Annotated in this window: 25 protein-coding genes; 12 read left to right on the top strand and 13 right to left on the bottom strand. The window is 59.5% G+C overall.

The window, feature by feature from the left end:
* Window positions 1-58: 58 nt before the first annotated feature.
* The 3 genes from Q668_RS13250 to Q668_RS13240 all read right to left on the bottom strand — a co-directional run bounded on the left by Q668_RS13250 (window position 59) and on the right by Q668_RS13240 (window position 3,887).
* A complete protein-coding gene (locus Q668_RS13250; RefSeq protein ID WP_022990101.1) occupies window positions 59-946 on the bottom strand; it encodes a hypothetical protein in 888 nt (295 codons plus the stop codon).
* The gene (gene ampD, locus Q668_RS13245) at window positions 947-1,537 is read right to left on the bottom strand and encodes a 1,6-anhydro-N-acetylmuramyl-L-alanine amidase AmpD (RefSeq protein WP_022990100.1); all 591 of its coding nucleotides are present in this window, start codon (window positions 1,535-1,537) and stop codon (window positions 947-949) included. It lies immediately after the preceding gene.
* An 85-nt stretch (window positions 1,538-1,622) separates the two neighbouring features.
* Window positions 1,623-3,887, bottom strand: coding sequence for a DUF1631 domain-containing protein (locus Q668_RS13240; protein ID WP_036219979.1), 2,265 nt, complete (start codon window positions 3,885-3,887; stop codon window positions 1,623-1,625).
* Window positions 3,888-4,101: 214 nt separating this feature from the next.
* Between Q668_RS13240 and nadC the strand changes: the two genes are divergently transcribed.
* A complete protein-coding gene (gene nadC / locus Q668_RS13235) occupies window positions 4,102-4,941 on the top strand; it encodes a carboxylating nicotinate-nucleotide diphosphorylase (protein ID WP_022990098.1) in 840 nt (279 codons plus the stop codon).
* Window positions 4,942-4,960: 19 nt separating this feature from the next.
* Here the strand turns inward: nadC and Q668_RS13230 are convergent, their stop codons facing one another.
* Genes Q668_RS13230 through Q668_RS13210 form a run of 5 tightly spaced genes read right to left on the bottom strand, consistent with a single transcriptional unit; the run spans window position 4,961 to window position 8,568 of the window.
* Window positions 4,961-5,296 (bottom strand): YqcC family protein, encoded by a 336-nt coding sequence (locus tag Q668_RS13230; protein WP_022990097.1) that lies wholly within the window; start codon window positions 5,294-5,296, stop codon window positions 4,961-4,963.
* Between the two features lie 9 nt (window positions 5,297-5,305).
* Complete coding sequence (locus Q668_RS13225; protein WP_022990096.1) at window positions 5,306-6,103, bottom strand: ParA family protein; 798 nt, start codon at window positions 6,101-6,103, stop codon at window positions 5,306-5,308.
* Window positions 6,104-6,142: 39 nt separating this feature from the next.
* On the bottom strand, window positions 6,143-6,844 hold the full coding sequence (hda, locus tag Q668_RS13220) for a DnaA regulatory inactivator Hda (RefSeq protein WP_022990095.1): 702 nt from the start codon (window positions 6,842-6,844) through the stop codon (window positions 6,143-6,145).
* Window positions 6,841-7,401 carry a CDP-alcohol phosphatidyltransferase family protein gene (locus tag Q668_RS13215; protein WP_022990094.1) on the bottom strand — a complete coding sequence of 187 codons (561 nt, stop codon included), beginning with the start codon at window positions 7,399-7,401 and terminating at the stop codon, window positions 6,841-6,843. The genes hda and Q668_RS13215 overlap by 4 nt, the downstream gene beginning before the upstream one ends.
* Before the next feature lie 21 nt (window positions 7,402-7,422).
* Entirely contained in the window at window positions 7,423-8,568 is a 1,146-nt protein-coding gene (locus Q668_RS13210) for a DUF2066 domain-containing protein (protein ID WP_036219976.1), read from the bottom strand.
* 191 nt (window positions 8,569-8,759) lie between these two features.
* Between Q668_RS13210 and purM the strand changes: the two genes are divergently transcribed.
* The 3 genes from purM to Q668_RS13195 all read left to right on the top strand — a co-directional run bounded on the left by purM (window position 8,760) and on the right by Q668_RS13195 (window position 11,294).
* Window positions 8,760-9,824, top strand: a complete 1,065-nt coding sequence (purM, locus tag Q668_RS13205; protein WP_022990092.1) for a phosphoribosylformylglycinamidine cyclo-ligase — start codon at window positions 8,760-8,762, stop codon at window positions 9,822-9,824.
* The gene (gene purN, locus Q668_RS13200; protein WP_022990091.1) at window positions 9,821-10,483 is read left to right on the top strand and encodes a phosphoribosylglycinamide formyltransferase; all 663 of its coding nucleotides are present in this window, start codon (window positions 9,821-9,823) and stop codon (window positions 10,481-10,483) included. Before purM ends, purN begins: the two co-directional genes overlap by 4 nt.
* Window positions 10,484-10,556: 73 nt before the next feature.
* Window positions 10,557-11,294 (top strand): DUF3108 domain-containing protein, encoded by a 738-nt coding sequence (locus Q668_RS13195; RefSeq protein WP_022990090.1) that lies wholly within the window; start codon window positions 10,557-10,559, stop codon window positions 11,292-11,294.
* On the opposite strand, the gene Q668_RS13190 is transcribed toward Q668_RS13195, so the two are convergent.
* The 4 genes from Q668_RS13190 to apbC form a co-directional block, all read right to left on the bottom strand.
* Entirely contained in the window at window positions 11,285-12,568 is a 1,284-nt protein-coding gene (locus Q668_RS13190) for a valine--pyruvate transaminase (protein WP_022990089.1), read from the bottom strand. The genes Q668_RS13195 and Q668_RS13190 overlap by 10 nt on opposite strands.
* 65 nt (window positions 12,569-12,633) lie before the next feature.
* The gene (locus tag Q668_RS13185; protein WP_022990088.1) at window positions 12,634-13,233 is read right to left on the bottom strand and encodes a YjaG family protein; all 600 of its coding nucleotides are present in this window, start codon (window positions 13,231-13,233) and stop codon (window positions 12,634-12,636) included.
* A complete protein-coding gene (dcd, locus tag Q668_RS13180) occupies window positions 13,230-13,796 on the bottom strand; it encodes a dCTP deaminase (protein WP_022990087.1) in 567 nt (188 codons plus the stop codon). Before dcd ends, Q668_RS13185 begins: the two co-directional genes overlap by 4 nt.
* Before the next feature lie 259 nt (window positions 13,797-14,055).
* Window positions 14,056-15,156 carry an iron-sulfur cluster carrier protein ApbC gene (apbC, locus tag Q668_RS13175; RefSeq protein ID WP_022990086.1) on the bottom strand — a complete coding sequence of 367 codons (1,101 nt, stop codon included), beginning with the start codon at window positions 15,154-15,156 and terminating at the stop codon, window positions 14,056-14,058.
* Between the two features lie 177 nt (window positions 15,157-15,333).
* Between apbC and metG the strand changes: the two genes are divergently transcribed.
* Genes metG through nth form a run of 8 tightly spaced genes read left to right on the top strand, consistent with a single transcriptional unit; the run spans window position 15,334 to window position 23,538 of the window.
* Entirely contained in the window at window positions 15,334-17,370 is a 2,037-nt protein-coding gene (gene metG, locus Q668_RS13170) for a methionine--tRNA ligase (protein WP_022990085.1), read from the top strand.
* Window positions 17,371-17,392: 22 nt separating this feature from the next.
* Window positions 17,393-17,974 (top strand): electron transport complex subunit RsxA, encoded by a 582-nt coding sequence (gene rsxA, locus Q668_RS13165; protein ID WP_022990084.1) that lies wholly within the window; start codon window positions 17,393-17,395, stop codon window positions 17,972-17,974.
* Window positions 17,975-17,989: 15 nt separating this feature from the next.
* Window positions 17,990-18,568 (top strand): electron transport complex subunit RsxB, encoded by a 579-nt coding sequence (rsxB, locus tag Q668_RS13160; protein WP_022990083.1) that lies wholly within the window; start codon window positions 17,990-17,992, stop codon window positions 18,566-18,568.
* Window positions 18,568-20,433 carry an electron transport complex subunit RsxC gene (rsxC, locus tag Q668_RS13155; protein ID WP_022990082.1) on the top strand — a complete coding sequence of 622 codons (1,866 nt, stop codon included), beginning with the start codon at window positions 18,568-18,570 and terminating at the stop codon, window positions 20,431-20,433. Before rsxB ends, rsxC begins: the two co-directional genes overlap by 1 nt.
* 21 nt (window positions 20,434-20,454) lie before the next feature.
* Window positions 20,455-21,507, top strand: coding sequence for an electron transport complex subunit RsxD (rsxD, locus tag Q668_RS13150; protein ID WP_036219974.1), 1,053 nt, complete (start codon window positions 20,455-20,457; stop codon window positions 21,505-21,507).
* A gap of 2 nt (window positions 21,508-21,509) precedes the next feature.
* On the top strand, window positions 21,510-22,163 hold the full coding sequence (gene rsxG, locus Q668_RS13145; protein WP_022990080.1) for an electron transport complex subunit RsxG: 654 nt from the start codon (window positions 21,510-21,512) through the stop codon (window positions 22,161-22,163).
* 1 nt (window position 22,164) lies between these two features.
* Window positions 22,165-22,881 (top strand): electron transport complex subunit E, encoded by a 717-nt coding sequence (locus Q668_RS13140; RefSeq protein WP_022990079.1) that lies wholly within the window; start codon window positions 22,165-22,167, stop codon window positions 22,879-22,881.
* Window positions 22,882-22,899: 18 nt separating this feature from the next.
* Window positions 22,900-23,538, top strand: a complete 639-nt coding sequence (gene nth / locus Q668_RS13135; RefSeq protein ID WP_022990078.1) for an endonuclease III — start codon at window positions 22,900-22,902, stop codon at window positions 23,536-23,538.
* 71 nt (window positions 23,539-23,609) lie between these two features.
* Here the strand turns inward: nth and Q668_RS13130 are convergent, their stop codons facing one another.
* Complete coding sequence (locus tag Q668_RS13130; protein ID WP_022990077.1) at window positions 23,610-24,185, bottom strand: chalcone isomerase family protein; 576 nt, start codon at window positions 24,183-24,185, stop codon at window positions 23,610-23,612.
* Window positions 24,186-24,288 lie beyond the last annotated feature (103 nt).

The following is a 24,288-nucleotide window of genomic DNA, read 5'->3' as shown; positions in this document are numbered from 1 at the left end:
TGCCTGGCGCACCAAAAAAAATCCGGCCTCTGAGGGCCGGATTCCTGCCTGCCGGCCATCATACGATCCCGGCAATCACCAACAGCGCGATGGCGCAGATCCACACCAGCATGCTGCGGCTGAGCAAATCCCGCATGGCCCGAATGCTACGGCCACCGAATTTCGGCCAGTCATCCGCGTATACCTGGCCGAACCGTTCCGGATCCAGGGCATAGCCCGTCAGGGAGCCGCTGGCAGCGGTCATCAGCACATTGTCTGTCGGCTTGCCGAACCCCGGCACCACCAGACGGATGGATCGGGACCAGCCCGCCAGGTCCCCAGCCACCCCAAAGGTACAAGCCAGCAAACGAGACGGTACCCAGGCCATAATGTCTGCCGCGATGGCAAAGCGCTGCCGGGCCGCCGGCTGGGGCCACTGCTCTGCCAGTGCCACCAGTCCACGAGCAATGACTGCCAGCCAGATTCCGCCAACCACATACCAGAACACCACCAGGAAAAACCGCTCGAACACCGATACCATCAAGGCACGGGAAACCGACAAATGCATCACTTCTGCGCTTTGCGCACTGCCCCGCTCATCCTCCGGCAAACGGTCTTCGATATGATGCCAGGCTCCCTGCATGTCACCGCGGCTCCAGGCCTCGGTGTAGGCCTCCAGTGCGGGGCGCCAGCCGGGCACGCCCATCATCAGAACCAGAACGATCAGTTCCACGGGGTAAACCACAACACGAATACCACCGTAACCGGCCGCCAGAACCAGGGCCCCCAATAACACGGCTGGCCCGAGCACCAGTAACAGCCCCACAAACAGCGAACCTTCTTTGCCGGCCTTGCTGCGGGTCCCGATATGCAGCCAGGATCGCCACAGGTCGTCACTGGATAACACACCGAGCCGGTCAAGGCGCTGCCGGATCACATAGGCGAGCAGAAAAACCACCAGTACCATTCAGGCATTCTCCGTTGTGCTTAAAACGCGATGGAAGTGCGCCCACTGGAAGGCCTCACCGGGGTCCGTCTTTCTGCCCGGGGCAATATCGCAGTGGCCGGTAATCCGCTCTGCCGTAATCTCCGGCCAGGCAGCCCGAACCAGGGCAGCCAGACGGGCCAGGGACTGATACTGGGCATCGGTGTAGGACACGTCGTCTGCCCCTTCCAGTTCGATACCGATGGAAAAGTCATTGCACTCTTCCTCTCCCTCAAAACAGGAGCGCCCGGCATGCCAGGCGCGGTCCAGGCAGCTGACAAACTGAACCACCGAGCCGTCTCTGCAGATAAGCCCGTGGGCGGAAACCTGCAAATCTGCAATGGTCTGGAAATAGGGATGGGCGTGAGGATCCAGCCGGTTACAGAAGAATTCCTCGATATGGCCACCGCCGAACTCGCCCGGCGGCAAGCTGATGTTGTGTACCACCAGTAACGAAATGGCAACACCCTCGGGGCGGGGGCCGAAATTCGGGGAAGGACACCAGCGGGCATCCGGGAACCGGCCCGTCGCTCGAAGCTGTTCGACCCGGGCGTTGAAGTGTTGATCAGGCAATGTGCATCCAGATACGCAATGGGTGACTCGATCCGGAGATTGAATCACAAAGTCCATTCCGATGCCACGGAGTCGCCTGCAGCGGTCAGTCCTTGCGACTGTAACGCAGGTTGTCGATGATGGATTCCAGGGCCCGGTCAAAAATCAGGCCATCGTCCAGCATGCCGATCAAACCGGTCTGCATGGCTGTCGCCAGTTCTTCCCGCTGATACTCGGCCACCTTGGCACCACTGCGGTTCACGAAGATGTACTTGCCGGTAGCCTTGATAAACGCTGCCAGCTTGCAACGCAGGCGGGTGTCGTCGTCACGCTTGAGCTCCACCCAGGAACCAACCCGCATCTGATCCGCCCGGGCAAGCCATTCCGGATCAATGGTAGCTTCGGGCTCCGGCTCTGGTTCTGGCGCAACTTCCGGCTGGGGCACAGGTTCCGGAGTCAAGGCAACTTCTGGCTCGGCCTGGACAGCTGGCTCAGGTTCTGAAACCTCAGGCAGCTCGTCCACAACCGGCTCGTCTTCAACCTCTACCGGTGCGGTTACCAGCTTCTGGAAGGCATCTACGTGAGCCAACTCCAAATCGCGAACGGCAATGTCGGTAGCAAACGGATCCCAGGAAATTTCCTTGAGGGCTGCCCGCAGGTCTTCAACAACACCCGGAATCGCCCTCAACAACTCGGCACGGGTAGAATCGGTAATCGGGCTCGGGTCCACCGTCCAGATCAGGCGGGTGACCAGTTCGCAGGCATCTTGCCACTGAGAGCTTTCTTCGCCCTGACGCAGCATGATCCACTGCAGATAGCGGGTGCACGGGCCGTCCAGCAATGCTCGGATAGCCTCGGGGATGTCCCGGCGTTCGGCCTGCTCCAGCATGACATCTTTTGCCGCCTGGCTTGCCCTTTCCTGCCGTGCCCGGCCCTCTTCGGCATCACGCAAGCGCTGCTCAACCAGCTCACGGCGGCGACGGTCCAGGTCCATGAAGTGGCCGAAGTCTTTCAGCAGTTCTTCAAACAGGTCAACGCTGTCGGTGAACTCTGCCAGCACCCGGCCGACCACTTCTTCGATTTTTTCCCGCAGGGGGTCACGCATGCCCGGCCGCTTTTCATTCCAGCCGATTGCCGCCAGCGCCAGTTCGTTCAGCAACTTGCGCGCCGGATGGCCACCGCGGTTGAAGAAGTTGCGGTCGCTCAGGGCCACTTTCAAAACCGGAATCTGCAACCGGCCAATCAGCGACTTCATCACCGGGTGCAGCTGACGGTCATCCAGGATGAAGTCAAACAACATGCCCACCAGGTTGATCACATCGCTGTCGACCTGGGTGACAGAAACACTGGAACCTTCAGCGGGCTGTAATACCGGCTGCAGCTGCTCCCGAAGGGGCATAACCTGCTCAACCTGTGCCTCATCCCGGCTGAGCGCCTGCAGCTCGGTCAGGCGAGCCAGCAAGCGACTGGTGTCCAGTACATTGCCGCCAGCGGCGGGCCGGGAAACAACACCGGTATCGCCACCCTGCCGCAGCAAAGCGCTCAATTCGTTGAAGGTAGCACTGGCCAGTTGGCTGCCGGCATCGTCAGCAGGAGCCTGGGGCATTGCCTCGGCCTGCTGCGGCGCGGCGGGCGGGACTGGCTGGCTGGCTGGCCTTGAAGGCGCCGGCGCACGGCCGACCGGGGCATTCTTCATGCCCGGCAACACGCCTTCGGAAATCAGTGTCTGGTTACATTTCTGGTAGAACTGCTCCAGCTTGTCTGCCAGCAAGCGCTCGAACAGTTTCAGGACAACCAGCTTGGCCCGGATATCGATATCCAGGTCTGAACAGGCTTCAGCGATACCGCCGCAAATAACCTCGGCGCTCAGGGGAATCTGGTCATCGGCCAGCTCCAGCTCGGGAACCAGGTGCCGTACCCGGGCCGCAAGCATGCGAACCTGCTCCTGGTGGCGGTTACGCAGGCGATTGGTCAGGCTTTCAACGGCTACCTGCTCTTCAAGCTCAGAGTGTTCTACCAGGCTCAGGGTCTCCTGGTTAACCTCTTCCAGGGAGCCGCCGGAACGCACCGGCTTGAACCGGCCCAGCTCGTTAAAGGCCTGGCTGACGTACTGCAATACGGAAAGCGACATTGCCCGGCGGCGCAGCCGGAGCTCCCGCATGGCATCAAAATAGGCGGACTGATCTTTGTTGGAACCGGCACGATCGGCCAGGGAGAACAGGCTGTCGTCCGCCTGCTCGAAAAAGCTGGCGAGTACGGATTTCAGTTCTTGACCCGCAGTGTCACGCAACCTGACCAATGCAGCAGGCAACGTAAACCGGCCCGCCGGCCTGTGGCCAGCTAATCGGACAACCTTGCTATCGTGCGCCATGGACTTGCTCCGGGATCGAATCTGCGTGACAAACTTATATTACTCCGCAGCTCTATGATACGGCCAGTTGCCGTCACCTTGTGTCAGTTTTTGTCACCATTTGTTTCCGACACAAGACGTTGAAATTCATGGTGGCATTTTGTGAATTGCCGGGGTAGCAGTAGAATTGCCCCGCAGCCGTTAATTCCACCCCACTGACCAGCGGAAAAACACCATGATTGCCCCCGAACTGCTCCGACAGGCCCGTATTGAATCCGTAGCCCACAGCCTCCGGGAAGACATCGGGGACGGCGACATCACCGCCATGCTGATTCCGGCAGACAAAACCGCCCGCGGCCGGGTCATCACCCGCGAGAACGCCAGACTGGCCGGTGTGGAGTGGGTCAACGAAGTCTTCCGGCAGGTAGACCCCGGCGTAGAGCTGGAGTGGCTGTTCAGCGACGGCGACGATGTGCCGGCCGATGCTGTACTGTTTCGCATGCAGGGCCCTGCCCGCTCGCTACTGACGGCTGAGCGGTCTGCCCTGAACTGGCTGCAGACACTCTCTGCCGTCGCCACCCAGTGCGCCGGCTACGCGGCCAGGGTTGCCCATACCAAGGTACGCTTGCTGGATACCCGAAAGACCCTGCCCGGCCTGCGGCTGGCGCAAAAATACGCGGTGACCTGTGGCGACTGTGACAACCACCGGATCGGCCTGTGGGACGCTTTCCTGATCAAGGAAAACCACATCGCGGCCTGTGGCTCTATCGCCCGGGCTGTTGCTGAAGCACACCGCATTGCGCCAGGCAAACCGGTTGAGGTGGAAACCGAGAATATGGACGAGCTCACCCAGGCCCTCGACGCCGGTGCCGACATCATCATGCTGGACGAGTTTTCACTGGAGGATATGGTTGAGGCAGTCAAGCTGACGGCAGGCCGCGCCAGGCTGGAAGCGTCCGGCGGCATTAACGAGCAAACCCTGGTGCCAATTGCCGAGACCGGAGTGGACTACATTTCGATCGGTGCCCTGACCAAAGACGTCAAGGCCATCGATCTGTCGATGCGGCTGGAATAACCCGGCCCGTTACCCGTGCTCAGGACCGGGTCAGCAACCGGTCCATTTCTTCCAGCGCCTTCACCAGGCCCTGCCCGGATTCCGGACGCCCCCGGAAATGCTCTTCCGCCATGGGCGCAATCCCGGAAGCAGACGGCAGCGGATGATTGTGCTCAACCAGCACTTTCATGCGCTCCAGAAACACAAACTGCAGCCACTGCGGAAACTCCATGGTATCCAGGCAAAATGGCTGGGTGCTCTGAAACGCCTCTTGTGGTGGCGGCTCGGCCTGCCAGACTCCCAGCTGCCGGAGTTCGATCTCTATCTGCAGCAGTCCGTCAGTCAGCAGGTCGAGGTGTTGGTTTTCGTCACTCATGGGTTCTGATCAATCCTGAAGCGGTTCCAGCTCCACCGACTCCCCGTGCAGCACCCTGTAGAGGTCTTCGAACTGACGGGTCAGGCCGTGTTTCGGAGCCATATGAATGAGTGGCTGCCGGCTCTGGTGGGATTCTTTCATCTTCACCGAGCTGGAAAGCCTCACCGGCAATACCGGCAAACCTTCCTCCAGCAGCTCTTTAACCAGCTGTCGCGGCAAGCTGGCCCGGGGCTGGAACTGGTTGGCAATGATACCTTCAACCACCAGTTCTTCGTTATGATCTTCCTGCAACTCCCGGATTTCGTTGAGAATGTTATAAAGCGCCTGGCGGGAGAAATCGTCGCAATCAAACGGAATCAGGCAACGCTGGGCCGCAATCAGCGCCGAACGGGTATAGAAATTCAGGGCCGGGGCTGTGTCGATGTAGATTTCATCGAACGACTCGCTGAGTTTTTTCAGATACTCCCGCAACTTGTAGATCTTGTGCTTGGCTTCAAGCTTGCGCTCGAGAAAATCCAGTTCCGGACTGGACGGCAGCACAAACAGGTTATCAAACGGCGTGGCATGCACAAACTCGTCCGGGCGCCGGTTGAACATGCTGAACGCCACGGTTTGCTCCATCAGGTCTGCCACGGTATCCCGCAGTTCAGATGCAGGCTTGCCGAGCAGGTAGTGGCTGGAGTTGCCCTGTGGGTCCAGGTCTACCACCAGCGTGCGCTTGCCCCGGGCCGCACTGATGGCCGCCAGGTTACAGGTGATGCTTGACTTGCCCACACCACCTTTCTGATTGAATACAACCCGTCTCATGTCGTCTCTCCAGTAAACACTTGTAGTTATTGGTTGTGACTACCAGCCCATTACGGTTTTAACAAAGGGGATGGTGAGCCGGCGCTGGGCCTGCAGCGAGTTCTCATCGAGCGAATCCAGGATGGCCAGCAGCTCGCCCAGCCTTCGTGGTGCCCGGCGCATGATAAAGCCGGCGACTTCGTCGGTCATCACCATGCCTCGCTGTTCCGCCCGGGCCATCAGGATGCGCATGCGGTCTTCATCCCGGTACACGCCCAGCTGCACCAGCAGGCCGTGGGCCAGCCGGGAACCGAGATCGGCCAGGCCAAAGGGCAACGAGGCGGGCACTTCCGACATCGACACCACCAACAAACCACGCCGATCCAGGATCCGGTTATACAGATGGAACACTGCCTCTTCCCAGCGAGGATCGCCCGCCAGCTTGTCCAGGTCATCCAGACAGACTACATGACGGGTCTCCAACCCGGATAATGCATCCGGGCCAAATGGCAACAACTCTTCGATGCTGATACACACAGCACTCTGGCCAAGCTGCTCTACCCTGTGGCAGACCGCCTCTAACAGATGGCTTTTGCCGGTATCGGAATCGCCACAGATCACCATCACCGGCAGGTCGTGGTTTTGCTCACACAGGGTTTCCAGCCTGCGGGCGGCATCGCGGTTACGGTCGCCGTGGAAATTGTCAAAGCGGGCATCGTCACGCAGCCGGACACCTAGGGCCATCTGGGAGGCAGTAGTCATGATCGCTTCATCCTTAAGGCCCGCAAACTCCATACAATCACATAGTGGCATCCGCTGAATATGGCAGAACCCGCCACCAGCCAGACCCCCGCATCAATCACCCAGGGCTGCATCGGCCAGCCCGCCAGCAGGATGATAATGGCCAGGGCCACCAGGATCTGCACCAGCGTGTTGATTTTGCCGGGCACACTCGGCGCCATTTCGAACCGGCCAATGCCGTAATGAAACGCCAATGCCCCGCCAACAATCGCAATATCCCGCGCCAGAACCAGCACAAACAACCACACCGGCAGGATACCGGTGATGGTAAGCATCAGGTAGGTGGTGATCAGTAGCGCCTTGTCGGCCAGGGGGTCAGCGATAGCGCCTACCCGGGTGCGCCAGTTGAAATAGCGGGCAAGAAAGCCATCAACGCCATCGCTGATGGCGGCCACGAGGAAAATCAGCAATGACAACCGGTAGTTGCCATCCAGCAGCGCGCCTGCAAACGGAATGATCAACACCATCCGCATGAAAGTCAGGGCATTGGGAATCCAGCGCCACTGTGTTGATTTCACCCGGCTGCCTCCGTCAATTTATCAGCCGTCTTCACCACTGCTGACAACCGGGGACGGCTGCCAGCGATAGTTAAGCACCTGATAGAGGGATTCAAAGGCCTGTTCGGCATCCTGCTCATCGGCGGGCTGCGTCTGTTCGGACTCACCTTCAACCGGTACAAAGCGCGGATCAAGCGCAATGTACTCTTTCAGCTGCTCCAGCTCGCCGGTAAACGCAATCCGCGCGGTCAGCCGTTCGCCGCGAATGCGGGCAGCGCTCACCGAGACTACCGGTGTCAGGCCTTCAAGCACCTTGTTGATCCGCCCGTAGTCCGCCAGTGTGGATACTCCGTCGAACACCACATCCACCTTGGGCGAGTCCCCGATTTCACCGGCTGAAACCGCGTAGCGGCTGGCGTACTGTTCGGCCCAGTAATCGACCACGGCCTGGGCCAGGTCATCCGGATTACCGGCAGATACCGAACGCTCGGCAGCGTCCATACCCATGCCGTCCACAACCCAGCCGGCGCGCCACTGGCCGCCGGAGCGGCTCACCCGGACCAGGGCAAGGACGTCATAGGAGACATCTTCAGATGCCTTCTGGATGCGCCCGATAAATTGCCCCCAAAGATCAGACAGCAAAGCCCGGTCACTACCCTGGTTCTCGGACGGAAATTCGATCGGCAAGCCCCGAACACCAGCCGCCTGCCGGAACGCCTCACGCCACTCGGCACCGGCGCCGGAGCGGGTCAGCAAACTGCGACTACCGCGATCCTCTACCGCCACCCAGGCCAGGGTCAGTGGGCGGTTAGCACCCCAGACCGGCGCGCCAATCGAGGCCAGGGCCCGGTTAACGCCAACTGCACCAAAACTCATCAGCAACCGTGACTGGCCAGCCTCGCTGCCAACCTGGTAGGCCTGCAGCAGGCTTTCCGCCTCGGACAACACCTGATCAATGCCTTCACGCTGCAATACATCCCGACTACCGGACACCCGCACCATTACCTGGCGCAGACCATCGGCATAGCCCTGCTGCAACGCGGCGGCAGAACCGCCCTGCACCGGAACGTCGGCGTTGTACAGCCCGGATACAGAGACTGCCGCGGCCGGAGTGGCCAGGGCCAGCAATGCAGACAACACTGGCCAAAGCAGCCAAGGCCTGGAATTTTTCCGTCGTGATTCAGTCATGTAACACCCTGCCGTTCCCATGAATGGCGCACAGGATACACCATCACCTTTGACTAGAGTAGCAAGCCCCTGTTGCAGGTTCGCAATATAAGGCAGGCAATTCCCGAGACTAAGCGGGAATTCCATTTGGAGCCCCCGTGCGCACCTGTTAAAATCCGCCGCTTGACCCACAGGCCAACGGTTAACATTCCATGAGCGAACAGAAGCCCTCCCTTACCTATCGTGACGCCGGCGTTGATATCGATGCCGGCAACGAACTGGTCAACCGCATCAAGAATACCGCAGCCAGGACCCGTCGTCCTGAGGTGCTCGGCGGTCTTGGCGGTTTTGGTGCGATGGTATCCATCCCGGCAGGTTACAAGGAGCCGGTACTGGTATCCGGCACCGATGGCGTGGGCACCAAGCTTCGCCTTGCCATGCAGCTGCAAAAGCACGACAGCATCGGTATCGACCTGGTGGCGATGTGCGTGAACGACCTGGTCGTTGGCGGTGCCGAGCCCCTGTTCTTCCTGGATTACTACGCCACCGGCAAGCTGAATGTCGACATTGCAGCCCAGGTAGTAGAAGGCATCGGTAAAGGCTGCGAGCTTTCCGGCTGTGCCCTGGTAGGCGGTGAAACTGCCGAAATGCCGGGCATGTACGAAGGCGACGACTACGACCTGGCCGGCTTCTGCGTAGGCGTGGCCGAGCGCAGCGACATCATCGACGGCAGCCGTGTACAGCCAGGCGATGTGCTGCTGGCCCTGGGCTCCTCCGGCCCGCATTCCAACGGCTACTCGCTGATCCGCAAGATCATCGAAGTCAGCAACGCGGACCTCAGCCAGCCCATGGGTGACAGCACCCTGGCCGATGCGCTGATGGCCCCGACCCGCATTTACGTGAAAAACCTGCTGCAACTGATCCGCGAAGTCGATGTGCGCGCACTGTGCCACATCACCGGTGGCGGCCTGCCGGAAAACATTCCCCGGGTACTGCCGGCGGGCACCGTTGCCGCCATCGATACCCGCAGCTGGGAACTGCCCCCGGTGTTCCAGTGGCTGCAGGACGCAGGCGGCGTGGCCGCTGAAGAAATGTACCGCACCTTCAACTGTGGTATTGGCATGATCGTGTGTGTACCGGCTGACCAGAAAGACCTGGCCATCGATACCCTCAATGCCATGGGCGAGAAGGTCTGGCAGGTTGGCGTTATGGAAGCCGCCGATGCCAGTGATGCCGAGCCGAAAGTGCGCTACGCACCGGAGCTGCTGAAGGCATGATGGCAGACCCAGCACCGCTACCAACCATTGTTGTTCTGGCTTCAGGCAGCGGCACCAACCTTCAGGCCCTGATAGACGCCAGCCGTGAACGGGATTTCCCCGGCGAAATCATCGCCGTTGGCTGCAACCGCCCCGGTGCCTTCGCGCTGGAGCGGGCAGCCCAGGCAAACATCAAAACCTTCGTGGTGGACCACAAGCAGTATGGCTCCCGCGAGGAGTTTGATGGCGCCCTGATGGCCGAGCTGCGCCGCCTGAACCCGGACGTGATCGTACTGGCCGGCTTCATGCGCATCCTGACCGCCGACTTTGTGCGGGCATTCCGGGGCCGGATGCTGAACATCCACCCTTCCCTGCTGCCAGCCTATACCGGCCTGAATACCCACCAGCGGGTGCTCGATGCCGGCGACAAGGTACACGGCGTATCCATTCACTTCGTTACCGAAGAACTCGATGGTGGCCCGGTAATCGCACAGGCCGAAGTCGCGGTTCAATCGGACGACGACGCAGAATCACTGGCCGAGCGGGTACAGCAGCAGGAACATGTGCTTTACCCCATTGTGGTGCGCTGGTTCTGCGAAGGCCGCATTCAGCTGACCGCCGACGGCGTCCAGTTTGACGGCAAACTTCTGCAACACCCCATGCGGCTGACAGCCAGCTGAACAGTTTGTCATCCTCCTGAGCACCGGGAACAGCTAGACTGTCGCAAGCATAGACAGAGAAAGAGGCAACCGGATGCAAAGAAACCCAGACGTCACCAGAACTTCCGCCCTGCTGGCCGGGCTTTTGTCCGGCCTGTTTGCGCTATCCGCCAGCGCTGCCGACGCCAGCCCTGAGCTTACCCCGTACGAAGCCAGCTACACCGCTTCCATGTCGAAGGGTGTCAGCCTGAACGGCGAAGGCGTGCGCACGCTGACCGACCAGGGCAACAACGTCTGGCTGTACCGCACAGACGTTGACTCCTTCATTGCCGATATCGACGAATCACTGATCTTCAAGTGGCAGGACGGCCAGGTCATTCCCCTGCGCTATCGCTACCGGTTGTCAGGATTTCTGATCAAAGATCGCGAACAAGCCATCGATTTCGACTGGCAGAAAGGTATGGCCAGGGGTTCTTATCGGGGCGAGTCGTTCAACGTCGAACTGAGGGAAGGCACCCTGGACCCGCTGGGCTACCAGCTGCAGCTGCACCAGGATCTGAAAGCAGGCAAACGGAACGTCACCTACCATGTACTCGACAAGGGTGACTACGATGAAGACCGGTTCTCGGTGATTGATGAAGACAGCCTGAGCGACCGAGGCCGCACCATGAACACCCTGAAAGCGGAAAAAGTTCGCGGCGAGAATGCCCGGCGCCAGACCCTGATGTGGTTTGATCCGGCCCAGGACTACTTGCTGGTCCGGCTGCTACAGGTAGAGCCGGACGGCAGCGAATACGAACTGAAGCTTAGAGACGCCCGGGTTCAGGACTGACCTGCCCGGCCGAACTCCTGCCATACCGCTTTGACCTCATCCGCGATGATACGCAGGCCTTCCGCGACCTGCGCATCATCCTGGGAGTAGGTAACCCGCAAGCATTCGTGACGATGCTTCCAGTCGTCATGCGGCAGGCCCGGGAAGAAATAGTGCCCGGACACCACCAGCACACCCCGCTCTTTCAGGCGCTGATACAGCTCCAGGCTGGAAATCGGCAAATCCGGAAACCATAGCCACAGGAACATGGCACCTTCCGGTTTGTGGATGTACCAACGGCAGCTGTCTTCGCCCATCGCGTCACGGAACGCTGCCACGGCCTTTTCCATTTTCGCCTTATAGAAGGGGCACACCACATCCCGGCTGAGGGACAGGATTTCGCCAGACCGAACCAGTGGCTCCGCCAGCATGGCGCCAAAGCTGCCAGTGGCCAGGTTCATGATGGCATTGATGCCGGACAACGCCTTGATGATGGGCTCTGCGGCAATCACGATACCGGTGCGGGCAGCCGGCAAGCCGAGCTTGGACAGGCTCAGGCACAGAATGATCTGCTCGTTCCAGGTGGGCTGCGCATCCACAAACAGCAGGCTCGGGAACGGCGTACCGTAGGCGCCATCGACAATCAGCGGAATATCCTGCTGCCGGGCCATTTCTTCGAGCCGGGCCAGCTCTTCATCGGTGATGACATTACCAGTGGGATTTGTGGGCCGGGAGACACAGATCGCACCGGTTTCACCCGTAACCTCCACCGCATCAAAATCCACCCGGTATTTGAATTCGTGGGCATCGGTAAATGAAATGTCCGGCTGCACGGCCCGGAACAAGTCTGCATCAATGCCCGCATCGGCATAGCCGATGTATTCCGGCGCCAGTGGCAGCAGGATGTGCTTGCGCTGGCCCTCGCCATATTCACCGCCAAACATGTTGAACAACATGAAGAAGGCGGCCTGGCTGCCGTTGGTCAGGGCGATGTTTTCCGGCTTCAGGCCCCAGTTGTATTCCTTGTTCAGCAACTCCGCCAGCGAGGCAATGAACTGCTTCTCACCCTGAGGGGGATCGTAGATACCCACCAGCCGGCGCACCTGCCCTTCGTCTGCCGCCATACCCGCCAGGATTTCCTGCACCCGCTCCTGAATCTCCGGGATGTGCCCGGGATTACCACCACCCATCATGATCATTCCCTCGCCGGAGGCCATGGCATTGCCAAGGTCATCCATCAGGGAAGTGATACCGGCGTCGGCGGTAAATTTACGACCAAAAGCAGAGAGTTTCATGGCAGTTATCCGTTCAACAGGCAATTCAACAGGTAGCTAACAAGTTTAATCTGAGCCGGAACGGCTCAGCTATCGAGGGAAATACCGAGATTGCTGACGCCGTCGTTGGCGGCCTCGGCCTTGAGTTCGGCAATGAAGTCTTCCCGGGGCGTGCGCTGGCGCTTGAGGGCGAGCACGGTGTCACGCTGGAACAGCTTGTCTTCTTTGAGCAGGGGATGGTGCTCGAACATGCGGATCAGTTCATCGTCATCCATGCCCTCACCTTCGGACATTTCGACGAAGTCCATCACGGTCTTGGTGGCCAGCTGCGATGCTTCGGTTGCCCGGTGCTTGTTGGGGTTCAGGCGGTTGAGCAGGGCCTGCTCCAGCAACTGGCAGAAGTCGAAGGCCGGGTATACGCCGTAGGCATCGTACTCGTCGACATTCGGGCTAAGGGTTTCAAGCTTGCTCAGCAGCTGGGGGATGGCCGCTTCGGAGGCGTCTTTTTGCAGCATGCCCCAGGCAAGGTCGAGCAGCTGGCGCATTTTACCGCCGCTTTTCATACCTACTGCGTCTGCAAACAGTGCGTAGTTAGGGAAGGCCCGTTCGGCCAGGGTCAGCAGGAAGGCGCATTCGCGCCAGCCCTGCAGTTGTGAGACGGCTTTAAGAAACTGGTTGGCGTTCATGTCCTGGGCAGGGTCACGCCGGTCTGGCCAAGGTACTTGCCGCCGCGGTCTTTGTAGCTGGTTTCACAGATTTCGTCGGATTCGAAGAACAGCATCTGGGCCACACCTTCGTTGGCGTAGATTTTCGCCGGCAGGTTGGTGGTGTTGGAGAACTCCAGGGTCACCTGGCCTTCCCACTCCGGCTCCAGCGGGGTGACGTTCACGATGATGCCGCAGCGGGCGTAAGTGCTTTTGCCGAGGCAGATGGTGAGTACGCTTCTGGGGATGCGGAAGTATTCCACGGTACGCGCCAGGGCGAAGCTGTTCGGGGGGATGATGCAGACGTCGCCGGTGTAGTTGACGAAGCTGTTTTCATCGAAGTTTTTGGGGTCTACGGTGGCGCTGTGGACGTTGGTGAAGATTTTGAATTCGTTGCTGCAACGTACGTCGTAGCCGTAGCTTGAGGTGCCGTAGGAGATGACGCGGCCTTTTTCGTTTTCCCGAACTTGTCCGGCTTCGAAGGGTTCGATCATGCCGTGTTGTTCGGACATCCGGCGGATCCACTTGTCGGATTTGATGCTCATGGTGAATTCTCGTTTCCAGCTGGGAAAAATTGGGGAGTAGTTTACCTTGTCCCTTGGTGCCTGTCGAAGTGTTGGAATCTGGTTCTCGTAGCCTTCCCCCTTTGGTGCCCGGCAGGAGCAGGGATAGCTTTCCAAAAAACGCTACAAGCTCATCCCTGAGCGCTTCACTCCGGCCATCCGTGGCCTCCGAGATTTTTGGAAAGCTATCCCTGCCCCTGCCTTTCAAATCCCGGAGAAACCGCTGCTAACTGCTCATTCTTCAGGGCTCAAATACAGAAACACTGGAGATAGTCCCACCAAGATTACGCTCCCGGGTAGACAGCTCAGCACCCACCCTTCTCGCAATATCCAGATATCTTCTGGCGACTTCGGAATCCGGCTCAGCAACAACCGTGGGCGAGCCGCTGTCGGTTTGTTCGCGGATGGTCATGTGCAGGGGCAACTGGCCCAGCAAGGTGGTGTCGTATTCTTCCGCGATGCGTGCGCCGCCTTCGCAGCCGAACAGGTGTTCTTCGTGGCCGCAGTTGCTGCAGATGTGGACGCTCATGTTTTCGACGACGCCGATCACCGGGATGTCGATTTTGCGGAACATTTCGATGCCTTTTTTGCCGTCCAGCAGGGCGATGTCTTGCGGGGTGGTGACGATGACGGCGCCGGTTACCGGGACTTTCTGGCCGAGGGTGAGCTGGATGTCGCCGGTGCCCGGGGGCATGTCGACGATGAGGTAGTCGAGTTCATCCCACAGGGTTTGCTGGAGCAATTGCATAACGGCGCCGCTGACCATGGGGCCGCGCCAGGCCATGGGGGTTTTGTCGGTGGTGACGAAGGCCATGGAGTTGGCTTGCAGGCCGTGGGCTTTGATGGGTACGAAGTATTTGTTCTCTCGTACGTCCGGGCGCTGGCCTTCGGGGACGCCGAGCATCATGCCGATGCTGGGGCCGTAGATGTCGGCGTCGAGGATGCCCACTCTTGCGCCTTCGGCTTGCAGGGCCAGGGCGAGGTTGACCGCTGTGGTAGATTTGCCCACGCCTCCCTTGCCGGAGGCTACCGCGATGATGTTTTTCACGCCCGGCACGGCCGGGAGGTCTTTGTTGATTTTGCAGGCGTGGATTTTCTGGCCCACGTGGACTTCGGCGCTTTCAACGCCGGCGACAAATTCCAGGGCATTGGCGACGATCTGTTTCAGGCCGCCGGCGATGCCTTTTGAAGGGTATGGCAACTCGACCATCAGGGTGACTTTGCCCTGTTCGTCTGCGCTCAGGCTTTTTACCGCGCCCAGTTCGTAGAGGTCTTTGTTCAGGTACGGGTCCCGGTATTCTTTTACGGCGGCCTCAAGGGCCTGTTGGGATATCTGGGTCATCGGGTTCTCCGGAATAAGCACATAAGCTTGATTGCAGGTGAAAAATGATGGCTTGGAAGGTATCATCTGTGGCCGTTTCTGACCATACGGGGTCTTCACCTGGAGCAAGCGGTTGCCGATGCTCCTGGGCCCTGTTTGTCTTTCCAACCCGTATCAACATAAGGTTCGGACATCACCATGACGCAAGCGAGCAAGCAACAGCGCGATATTCTGGTTACCAGCGCCCTGCCCTACGCCAACGGGCCCATTCACCTGGGGCACCTGCTGGAATACATTCAGACCGACATCTGGGTGCGCTACCAGAACATGCGGGGCCACAACTGCTACTACGTTTGCGCCGACGATGCCCACGGTACCGCCATCATGCTGCGGGCCGAGCGTGAGGGCATTACCCCCGAAGAGTTGATTGACCGGATTCGCCAGGAGCATCAGGAAGATTTTGCCGGCTTCCACATCCGCTTCGACAATTACTACTCCACACACTCGGAGGAGAACCAGTATTTCTCCGAGTACATTTACCGCCAGATCCAGGAAAACGGGAATATTGCCACCCGCAAGATTACCCAGTTCTTCGATCCTGAAAAGGAAATGTTCCTGGCGGACCGGTTCATCAAGGGCACCTGCCCCAAGTGCAAGACAGATGACCAGTACGGCGATAACTGTGAGGCCTGTGGTGCCACCTATACCCCGGCGGAGCTGATCAACCCGCGCTCTGCGGTCTCCGGCGCTACGCCGGTGGAGAAGGAATCCGAGCACTATTTCTTCAAGCTGCCGGAGTTCCACGACTTCCTGAGCAAGTGGACCCGCAGTGGTGCCCTGCAGCCGCAGGTGGCCAACAAGCTGGCCGAGTGGCTGGATGCCGGCCTGCAGGAGTGGGACATCAGCCGTGATGCGCCTTATTTCGGCTTCGAGATTCCCGATGCCCCGGGCAAGTATTTCTATGTCTGGCTGGACGCGCCTATCGGTTACCTCGCCAGTTTCAAGAACCTGTGTAACCGCGAAGGCATCGATTTCGAGCATTTCTGGAAGAAAGATTCCACCGCCGAGGTGTACCACTTCATCGGCAAGGACATCATCAACTTCCACGCCCTGTTCTGGCCATCCATGCTGCACGATGCCGGTTTCCGTACCCCGACCGCTGTCTGGGCCCACGGCTTCGTGACGGTAAACGGCAAGAAGATGTCCAAGTCCCGCGGTACCTTCATCATGGCCCGCACCTACCTGGATCACCTGGATCCGGAATACCTGCGTTACTACTTCGCCGCCAAGCTGACCGGTGGCGTGGATGACATGGACCTGAACCTGGAAGACTTTGCCGCACGGGTGAACTCGGACCTGGTCGGCAAGGTGGTGAACATCGCCAGCCGCAGCGCCGGTTTCATTACCAAGCGCTTTGACGGCAAGCTAGGCAAGGTCACCGAGCAGGACAAACTGAAAGAGTTTATCGATGCCGGTGAGCAGATCGCCGAGTTCTACGAAGCCCGCGAATTCGGCCGCGCCATGCGCCGGATCATGGAGCTGGCAGACATTGCGAACCAGTATGTGAACGATGAGCAGCCCTGGGTAATTGCCAAGCAGGAAGGCCAGGACGACAACCTGCAGGCCATCTGCACCAACGCCCTGAATATGTTCCGCCTGCTGATGACTTACCTGGCACCGGTGCTGCCGAAGACCGCAGATGCCGCGCAGTCGTTCCTGAACTCCCGCCTGGACTGGAACAACCGCGCCGCCCTGCTGGAAAACCACGGTATCGACAAGTTCAAGCCGCTGATGAACCGGGTGGACATGGCCCAGATCGAGAAAATGCTGGACGCTTCGAAAGAAGAAATGCCGGCAGCCGTCGGTCAGCCCGCAGCGGCGCCGGCCGCAGACCTGGAACCTGTGGCTGAGGAAATCGAATTCCCCGACTTTGCCAAGGTGGACCTGCGGGTCGCCAAGATCGTCAAAGCCGAGCATGTTGAAGGCGCAGACAAGCTTCTTCGCCTGACACTTGATATAGGCCATGGCGAACGCAACGTGTTTGCTGGTATCAAGTCCGCCTACAAACCGGAAGACCTGGAAGGCCGTATGACCGTGATGGTGGCCAACCTGAAACCCCGGAAAATGAAGTTCGGCATGTCTGAAGGTATGGTTCTGGCCGCAGGCCCGGGTGGCAAGGAGATTTTCATCCTGTCCCCGGATTCCGGCGCCACACCCGGCATGCGGGTAATGTAAGCAGCAAGGCTGAGACGCTCCGATGACAGAGTATTTGCTGATACTGGTCAGCACCATTCTGGTGAACAACTTCGTGCTGGTGCAGTTTCTGGGACTGTGCCCCTTCATGGGGGTTTCCGGGAAACTGGAAACCGCCATGGGTATGTCGCTGGCCACCACGTTTGTGCTGACCCTGTCTTCGGTGTGCAGTTACCTGGCCTATACCTATCTGCTGGCACCGCTGGACCTGGCTTTCCTGAAAACCATCACCTTCATCCTGGTGATTGCGGTGGTGGTTCAGTTCACCGAAATGGTGGTGCGCAAAACCAGCCCCTTGCTGTACCGGGTACTCGGTATTTTTCTGCCGCTGATTACCACCAACTGCGCGGTTCTGGGCGTAGCCCTGCTTAACCTGAATAAAAACAACAACTTCGTTGAATCCGTACTGTACGGCTTTGGCGCAGCGGCCGGTTTCTCCCTGGTGCTGGTGCTGTTTGCGGCCATGCGCGAGCGGATTGCCGTGTCTGATGTACCGGTTGCCTTTCGTGGCGCCGCCATTGGTATGATTACCGCAGGTCTCATGTCGCTGGCGTTTCTGGGCTTTACCGGCCTGGTTACGGTCTGACGGAGCAGTTGTTTTATGTGGACAAGCTTTCTGATTGCCGTTGTGGTTCTGCTGGCACTGGCGCTGGTCTTTGGCGGGTTGCTGGGGTTTGCCGCTGAGCGGTTCAGGGTTGAAGGCAATCCGCTGGTAGACCAGATCGATTCACTTCTGCCGCAGACCCAGTGCGGCCAGTGCGGCTTCCCCGGTTGCCGCCCCTACGCCGAGGCCATCGCCCACGGCGAAGCCATCAACAAGTGCCCGCCAGGCGGTGAAAGCACCATCAAGGCCCTGGCAGACCTGCTGGACGTAGAGCCCCAGCCCCTGGACGCCGAACACGGCATTGAACAGGCCAAGCGTGTCGCAGTCATTCGTGAAGATGAATGCATCGGCTGCACCAAGTGTATCCAGGCCTGCCCGGTAGACGCCATTCTCGGCGCCGCCAAGCATATGCACACCGTCATCGAAAGCGAATGCACCGGTTGCGACCTGTGCGTAGAGCCCTGCCCCGTTGACTGCATCGACATGGTCACCCTGGAGCCGGATATCCGCACCTGGACCTGGACACCACCGAAGCCCAACCTGATTGCCACGGACCGCCAGGGAGCCAGCACCTGATGACTCAGCTGTGGAATTTCGCCGGTGGCATTCATCCGCCGGAAAACAAGCACAAGTCCACCACCCGCCCCATTCAGCAAGCAGGCATTCCTGAGCGCCTGGTTCTGCCCCTGCAGCAGCACATCGGGGAGCCTGCAGAAGTGGTCGTCAACGTTGGCGACCGGGTACTCAAAGGCCACGTTTTGGCCGATGTTACTTCAGGCATGGGCGTACCGGTACACGCCCCTACCTCCGGCACCATTGAAGCCGTCGAGCAGCTGCCGGTGCCACACCCATCTGGTATGGCCGACTGGTGCGTGGTTCTGAAGCCTGATGGCGAAGACCGGTGGACAGAGCTGTCCCCGATTTCCGACTACAAGCTGATGGACCGGGAACAGGTTCTGCAGATCATCCGAAATGCCGGCATTGCCGGTATGGGTGGCGCAGGCTTCCCCACCGACATCAAGCTGCGTCCGCCAAGGGACCGCAAGGTTGAAACCCTCATCCTGAACGGTGCCGAATGCGAGCCCTACATCACCGCCGACGACATGACCATGCGCGAGCATGCCGCCGAAGTGGTGTCCGGCATGCAGGTAATGGCCTGGATTCTTCGCCCTGCCCGCTGCGTGATCGGCATTGAAGACAACAAACCTGACGCCATTGCCGCCATGCAGGCAGCGGTTCAGGGCACACAAATCGAAATTGCGGTGATCCCCACCAAGTATCCTTCCGGTGGTGAAAAGCAACTGATCGAAATCCTGACCGGCCTGGAAGTACCCAGTGGCGGCATTCCTGCAGATGTCGGCGTGATGTGCCAGAACATCGGTACCTCGCTGGCTGTCTCCAGGGCGGTTTTTGAAGGCAAACCCCTGATTTCCCGCGTGGTCACCCTGACCGGTGAAGCACTGCAACAGCCCGGCAACGTAGAAGCGCTGATCGGCACACCCATAAGTTATCTGCTGGCACAGGCCGGGCTGCGGCCGGAACAGCTCAACCGCCTGGTGCTGGGCGGGCCCATGATGGGCTACACCCTGCACTCAGATGACGTGCCGGTAGTAAAAACGTCCAACTGCGTGATTGCAGCAACTGCCGGGGAACTTCCAGCTCCACCTCCGGAACAACCCTGTATCCGCTGCGGCCAGTGTGCGCTGGCTTGCCCCATGGAGTTGTTGCCACAACAACTGTTCTGGTACGCCAAGGCCGCCGAGTTCGAGAAAGCCGAGCACCTGAACCTGTTCGATTGTATCGAGTGCGGCGCCTGCTCCTACGTGTGCCCGAGTTCAATCCCGCTGGTGCAGTATTACCGGTACGCCAAGGGCGAAATCCGCCAGCAGCGTGCGGAGCAGCTGAAATCCGACCATGCCCGGGAGCGTTTCGAAGCCCGCCAGGCCCGCCTTGAGCGGGAGCAGCAAGAGAAGGAACAGCGCCGCAAGGAACGGGCCAAGGCCGCCGCTGAAGCCCAGGCAAAGAAACAGGCTGAAGCAGAACAGGCGGCACAGCAGGGCGAAGCCGTGGACGACCGTGCTGCCAAGGCCGCCCTGGTGCAGCAGGCGCTGGAGCGGAAAAAGGCGAAGGCAGCCAAAACCGCAGAAGCGGCTGCAGCTACGCCTGCACCGTCTCAAGAGACTGCATCACCCGACACTACAGGGGAAGACCAGGCGCTGCCGGATATCGAGGCACTGGAGAAGCAGCTTATGCAGGCTCAGGGCAAGCTCGATACCATGCAAGGCATGCTGGAAGAAGCGCGGGCCCAGCAGGCCGACAACGTGGACAAACTGGAGCGGGCCGTGGCCAAGAACCACGACCGGGTACAGCGAGCCGAACAGGCCCTGGCTGATGCCCGAAACGTTCTCGCTGAGCAAACCGGCTCCGCGGCATCCGAATAACCCATTGCAGGCTTATTGTTCATGGCATTAGTTCAACAGTCGTCACCCCATGCCCACAACGCCCGCCCTACGTCACGGGTCATGCTCTGGGTCATTCTTGCCGCCCTGCCAGGCCTGCTGGCCGAGACCCTGTTTTTCGGCTGGGGTAACCTGATCAATGTGGTGTGGTGTATCGCACTGGCACTGGCGACCGAAGCCGCCATTCTGAAACTCCGCAGTAAGCCGGTGGCGTTTTTCCTGAAAGACAATACCGCGGCGGTAACCGGCTTGCTGCTGGGCCTGTCCCTGCCGCAGTTTGCTCCCTGGTGGGTCTCCGGCATTGCGGTGATTACCGCCATCGTGGTGGCCAAGCAGCTATACGGCGGGCTCGGCTCCAACCCGTTCAATCCGGCCATGGTCGGCTATGCCCTGGTGCTTATTTCCTTCCCGGTGGCCATGACCACCAACTGGGCACAGGCGGCGACCCTTTGGGGCGGTGCTCCCGGATTCGGCGAAACACTCAGCAGCATTTTCTCCGCCAGTCAGACAACGGTCGACGGCTGGACCATGGCCACTCCGCTGGATGAGTACAAGCACAAGATTGCCAGCCACACCGCCACTGAAGTGCTGCAGCACCCGACATTTGGTGAGCAAATAGCTGCAGGCTGGGAATGGGTCAACCTGGCCTTCCTGGCTGGTGGCCTGCTGCTGATCGGCCTGAAGATCATCACCTGGCATATTCCCGTGGCGTTTCTGGCGGGTATCGCCCTGATGAGTTTGGCCTTTGGCAGCAACCCGGACCAATACGCGCCCCTGCAACTGCACCTGCTGGCCGGCGGCACCATGCTGGGTGCCTTCTTTATCGCAACCGACCCGGTATCGGCGGCAACCAGCCACCAGGGCAAGCTGATTTATGGCGCCGGCATCGGGGTGCTCATCTACCTGATTCGCAGTTGGGGTAACTACCCGGACGCCGTCGCCTTCAGCGTACTGCTGATGAATTTTGCCGTTCCGTTTATCGATCATTACACGCCGCCCAGAACCTACGGCCACCACAAGCCCCGGCGCGGCCTGCCGGGCAGGAACGGAGGCTGACCATGAGCACACTGACCACCTCCATCCGTCGCAGCGCTATCGGCCTTGGCCTGTTTGCCGTACTGACCGGAGGCACCATTGCGCTGACCCAGGGCCTCACCAAAGACCGGATTGCCGAGCAGGCCGCCCGGGCCGAGGCAAAAGCCCTGTTCGAGATTATTCCGGAGAGCCGCCACAACAACGACCTGCTGAACAGCGCAGTTGCCCTGCCGGCTGACGAGAGAGCCCCGGAAGCCGGGCCGGTACTGGCATGGGTAGCCCGGCAGGATGGCCGCCCGGTGGGCCTGATCTTTCCGGCAGTGGCTCCCGATGGCTATTCCGGTAACATCCACCTGCTGGTGGGCGTGGACCTGGACGGCACGGTACTGGGCGTTCGGGTAACCAGCCACCGGGAAACACCGGGGCTGGGCGATCGTATCGAAACCCGAAAATCAGACTGGGTTTATGATTTCAATGGCCGCTCCCTGAACAATCCCAAGCCCCGGGAGTGGAACGTAAAGAAGAACGGTGGCGTATTTGACCAGTTCACAGGAGCCACCATCACGCCGCGCGCGGTGGTGAAAGCCGTCCAGAAAACGCTGGTGTATTTCCGCAAACACCGGGCCGATATCCGCGAGGCCATTGCCGCCCATCCGCTGTCTGAGGAGCACTCCTGACATGGCTACCAAAACCAACAGAGATATCATCAAAGACGGGCTGTGGCACAACAACCCGGCGCTGGTTCAGGTGTTAGGCCTGTGCCCCCTGCTGGCGGTGACCAGTACCGTGGTCAACGCCATCGGTCTGGGCATTGCCACCCTGCTGGTGCTGGTTGGTTCCAACCTGTCCGTCTCGGTGATCCGGAACTTTGTCAGTGAGTCCGTCCGGTTGCCGGCCTTCGTGATGATCATCGCCTCGTTTGTGACCTGTGCAGAACTGCTGATGCAGGCTTTCACTTACGAACTGTACGAAATTCTCGGCATCTTCATCCCGCTGATCGTTACCAACTGCGCCATTCTCGGCCGCGCCGATGCCTTTGCCTCCAAGAACCCACCGCTGCCGGCCATCCTGGATGGTGCCATGATGGGCCTCGGCTTCCTGGCGGTCCTGGTTGTGCTCGGCGGTATGCGGGAACTGCTCGGCCAGGGCACCCTGTTTGCCGACATGCACCTGCTGCTGGGGCCCATGGCAGCCGATTGGGTAGTACGGCCCTTCGACCAGTATCCGGATATGCTGTTTATGGTGCTGCCGCCCGGCGCTTTCGTAGGCCTTGGCCTGCTGATCGCGTTGAAGAACGGCATCGACAATTACCTGAGCGAACGCCGGAAAGCGGCAGAGCCGGTGGCCGCCACCGCAGGCAGCAAACGGGTCCGGGTAACCGGCAACATTTCCTGAAGCTGATTTCGTCTTCCTATGAACAAACAGAAACGCATCGAGATATTTACCCGCCTGCGGGACGCCAACCCCAACCCGACCACGGAGCTTAACTACAGCAATCCGTTCGAGTTGCTGATTGCCGTGATCCTGTCGGCGCAGGCCACCGATGTGGGTGTCAACAAAGCCACCGACAAGCTGTTCCCGATAGCCAACACCCCGGAAGCTATCTATGCGTTGGGCGTGGACGGTCTGAAGGAGTACATCAAGACCATCGGTCTGTTTAACAGCAAGGCCGAGAACGTCATCAAAACCTGCAAGATCCTGATGGAACAGCACGGCAGTGTGGTGCCGGATAACCGCGAGGCCCTGGAAGCCCTGCCCGGAGTCGGCCGAAAAACCGCCAACGTGGTACTGAATACCGCTTTCCGTCAGCCCGCCATGGCGGTAGATACCCACATTTTCCGGGTGTCCAACCGTACCGGCATTGCGCCTGGCAAGAACGTACTGGAGGTGGAAAAGCGGCTGATGCGACTGGTGCCCAGGGAATTCCTGATGGACGCCCATCACTGGCTGATACTGCACGGCCGCTACACCTGTACCGCCCGCAAGCCCAAATGTGGTGCCTGTATTATCGAAGACCTTTGCGAATTCAAGCAAAAGCGGGACTACCAGTAACCAATACTCGCGTCCCTTCAGGCACAAAAAAGCCGGCATTCGCCGGCTTTTTCATCACTCTTCCCAGAAACTCAGTTCTGGCCGAGCATTTTGTTTTTCAGGTCTTTCTGGGCAGGCTTATCAGACAGCCAGATACCAAACAGGGCTTTCTTGAACTCCAGGTCACCTACGGTGTCTTTCTGCTCGCCGTTCTTCAGCACGTGCACACCTTCTCCCGGCGCATAGACCAGGTCAAAGACGTCGCCTTCCTTGATTTCTTCCTGGAACACGGACATGAACTGGTCGACATCAGACTGGATGGCTGACAGGTCACCGTCGGTGGATGACTTGAAGCCGTCCATGGTGGCTTCGGTCATGCGCTCGCTGGTGATCATGCCGGAGGTGATATGCAGGGTGATTGCCTGGGGCTCGTCGGCGTTAATAACTGCCTGCCCGTCACTGACTTTCTCGGCAACGTACAAGCCACCAACGTACAGATCCATGAACCACTTGGAGCGGGTACCTGCACCGTTCAGTTGCAGTTCCTGGCCCATGGCGGAATAGGTGTCCGGAACATCCACACCGCTTACGGTCAGGGCGTGGGCAGGGGTGGCCAGGGCGCCGGCGAGAATCAGAGATGCAAAACCTGCTGTAAGAGTCTTCTTCATAGTCCTTTCCTTCCTTAAGATCGTTATTATTGAATGCTTCATTCGCACCGGGTCGACACCCGAATTCCGCCCGGTGGCCCATTCTAACAACGAAGTTCCGGTG

This window comes from Marinobacter sp. ES-1, from assembly GCF_000475255.1.
GTDB lineage: Bacteria > Pseudomonadota > Gammaproteobacteria > Pseudomonadales > Oleiphilaceae > Marinobacter > Marinobacter vinifirmus.
The sequence above is the reverse complement of the archived record's forward strand: the minus strand, read 5'-3'. Positions and strand labels throughout refer to the sequence as shown.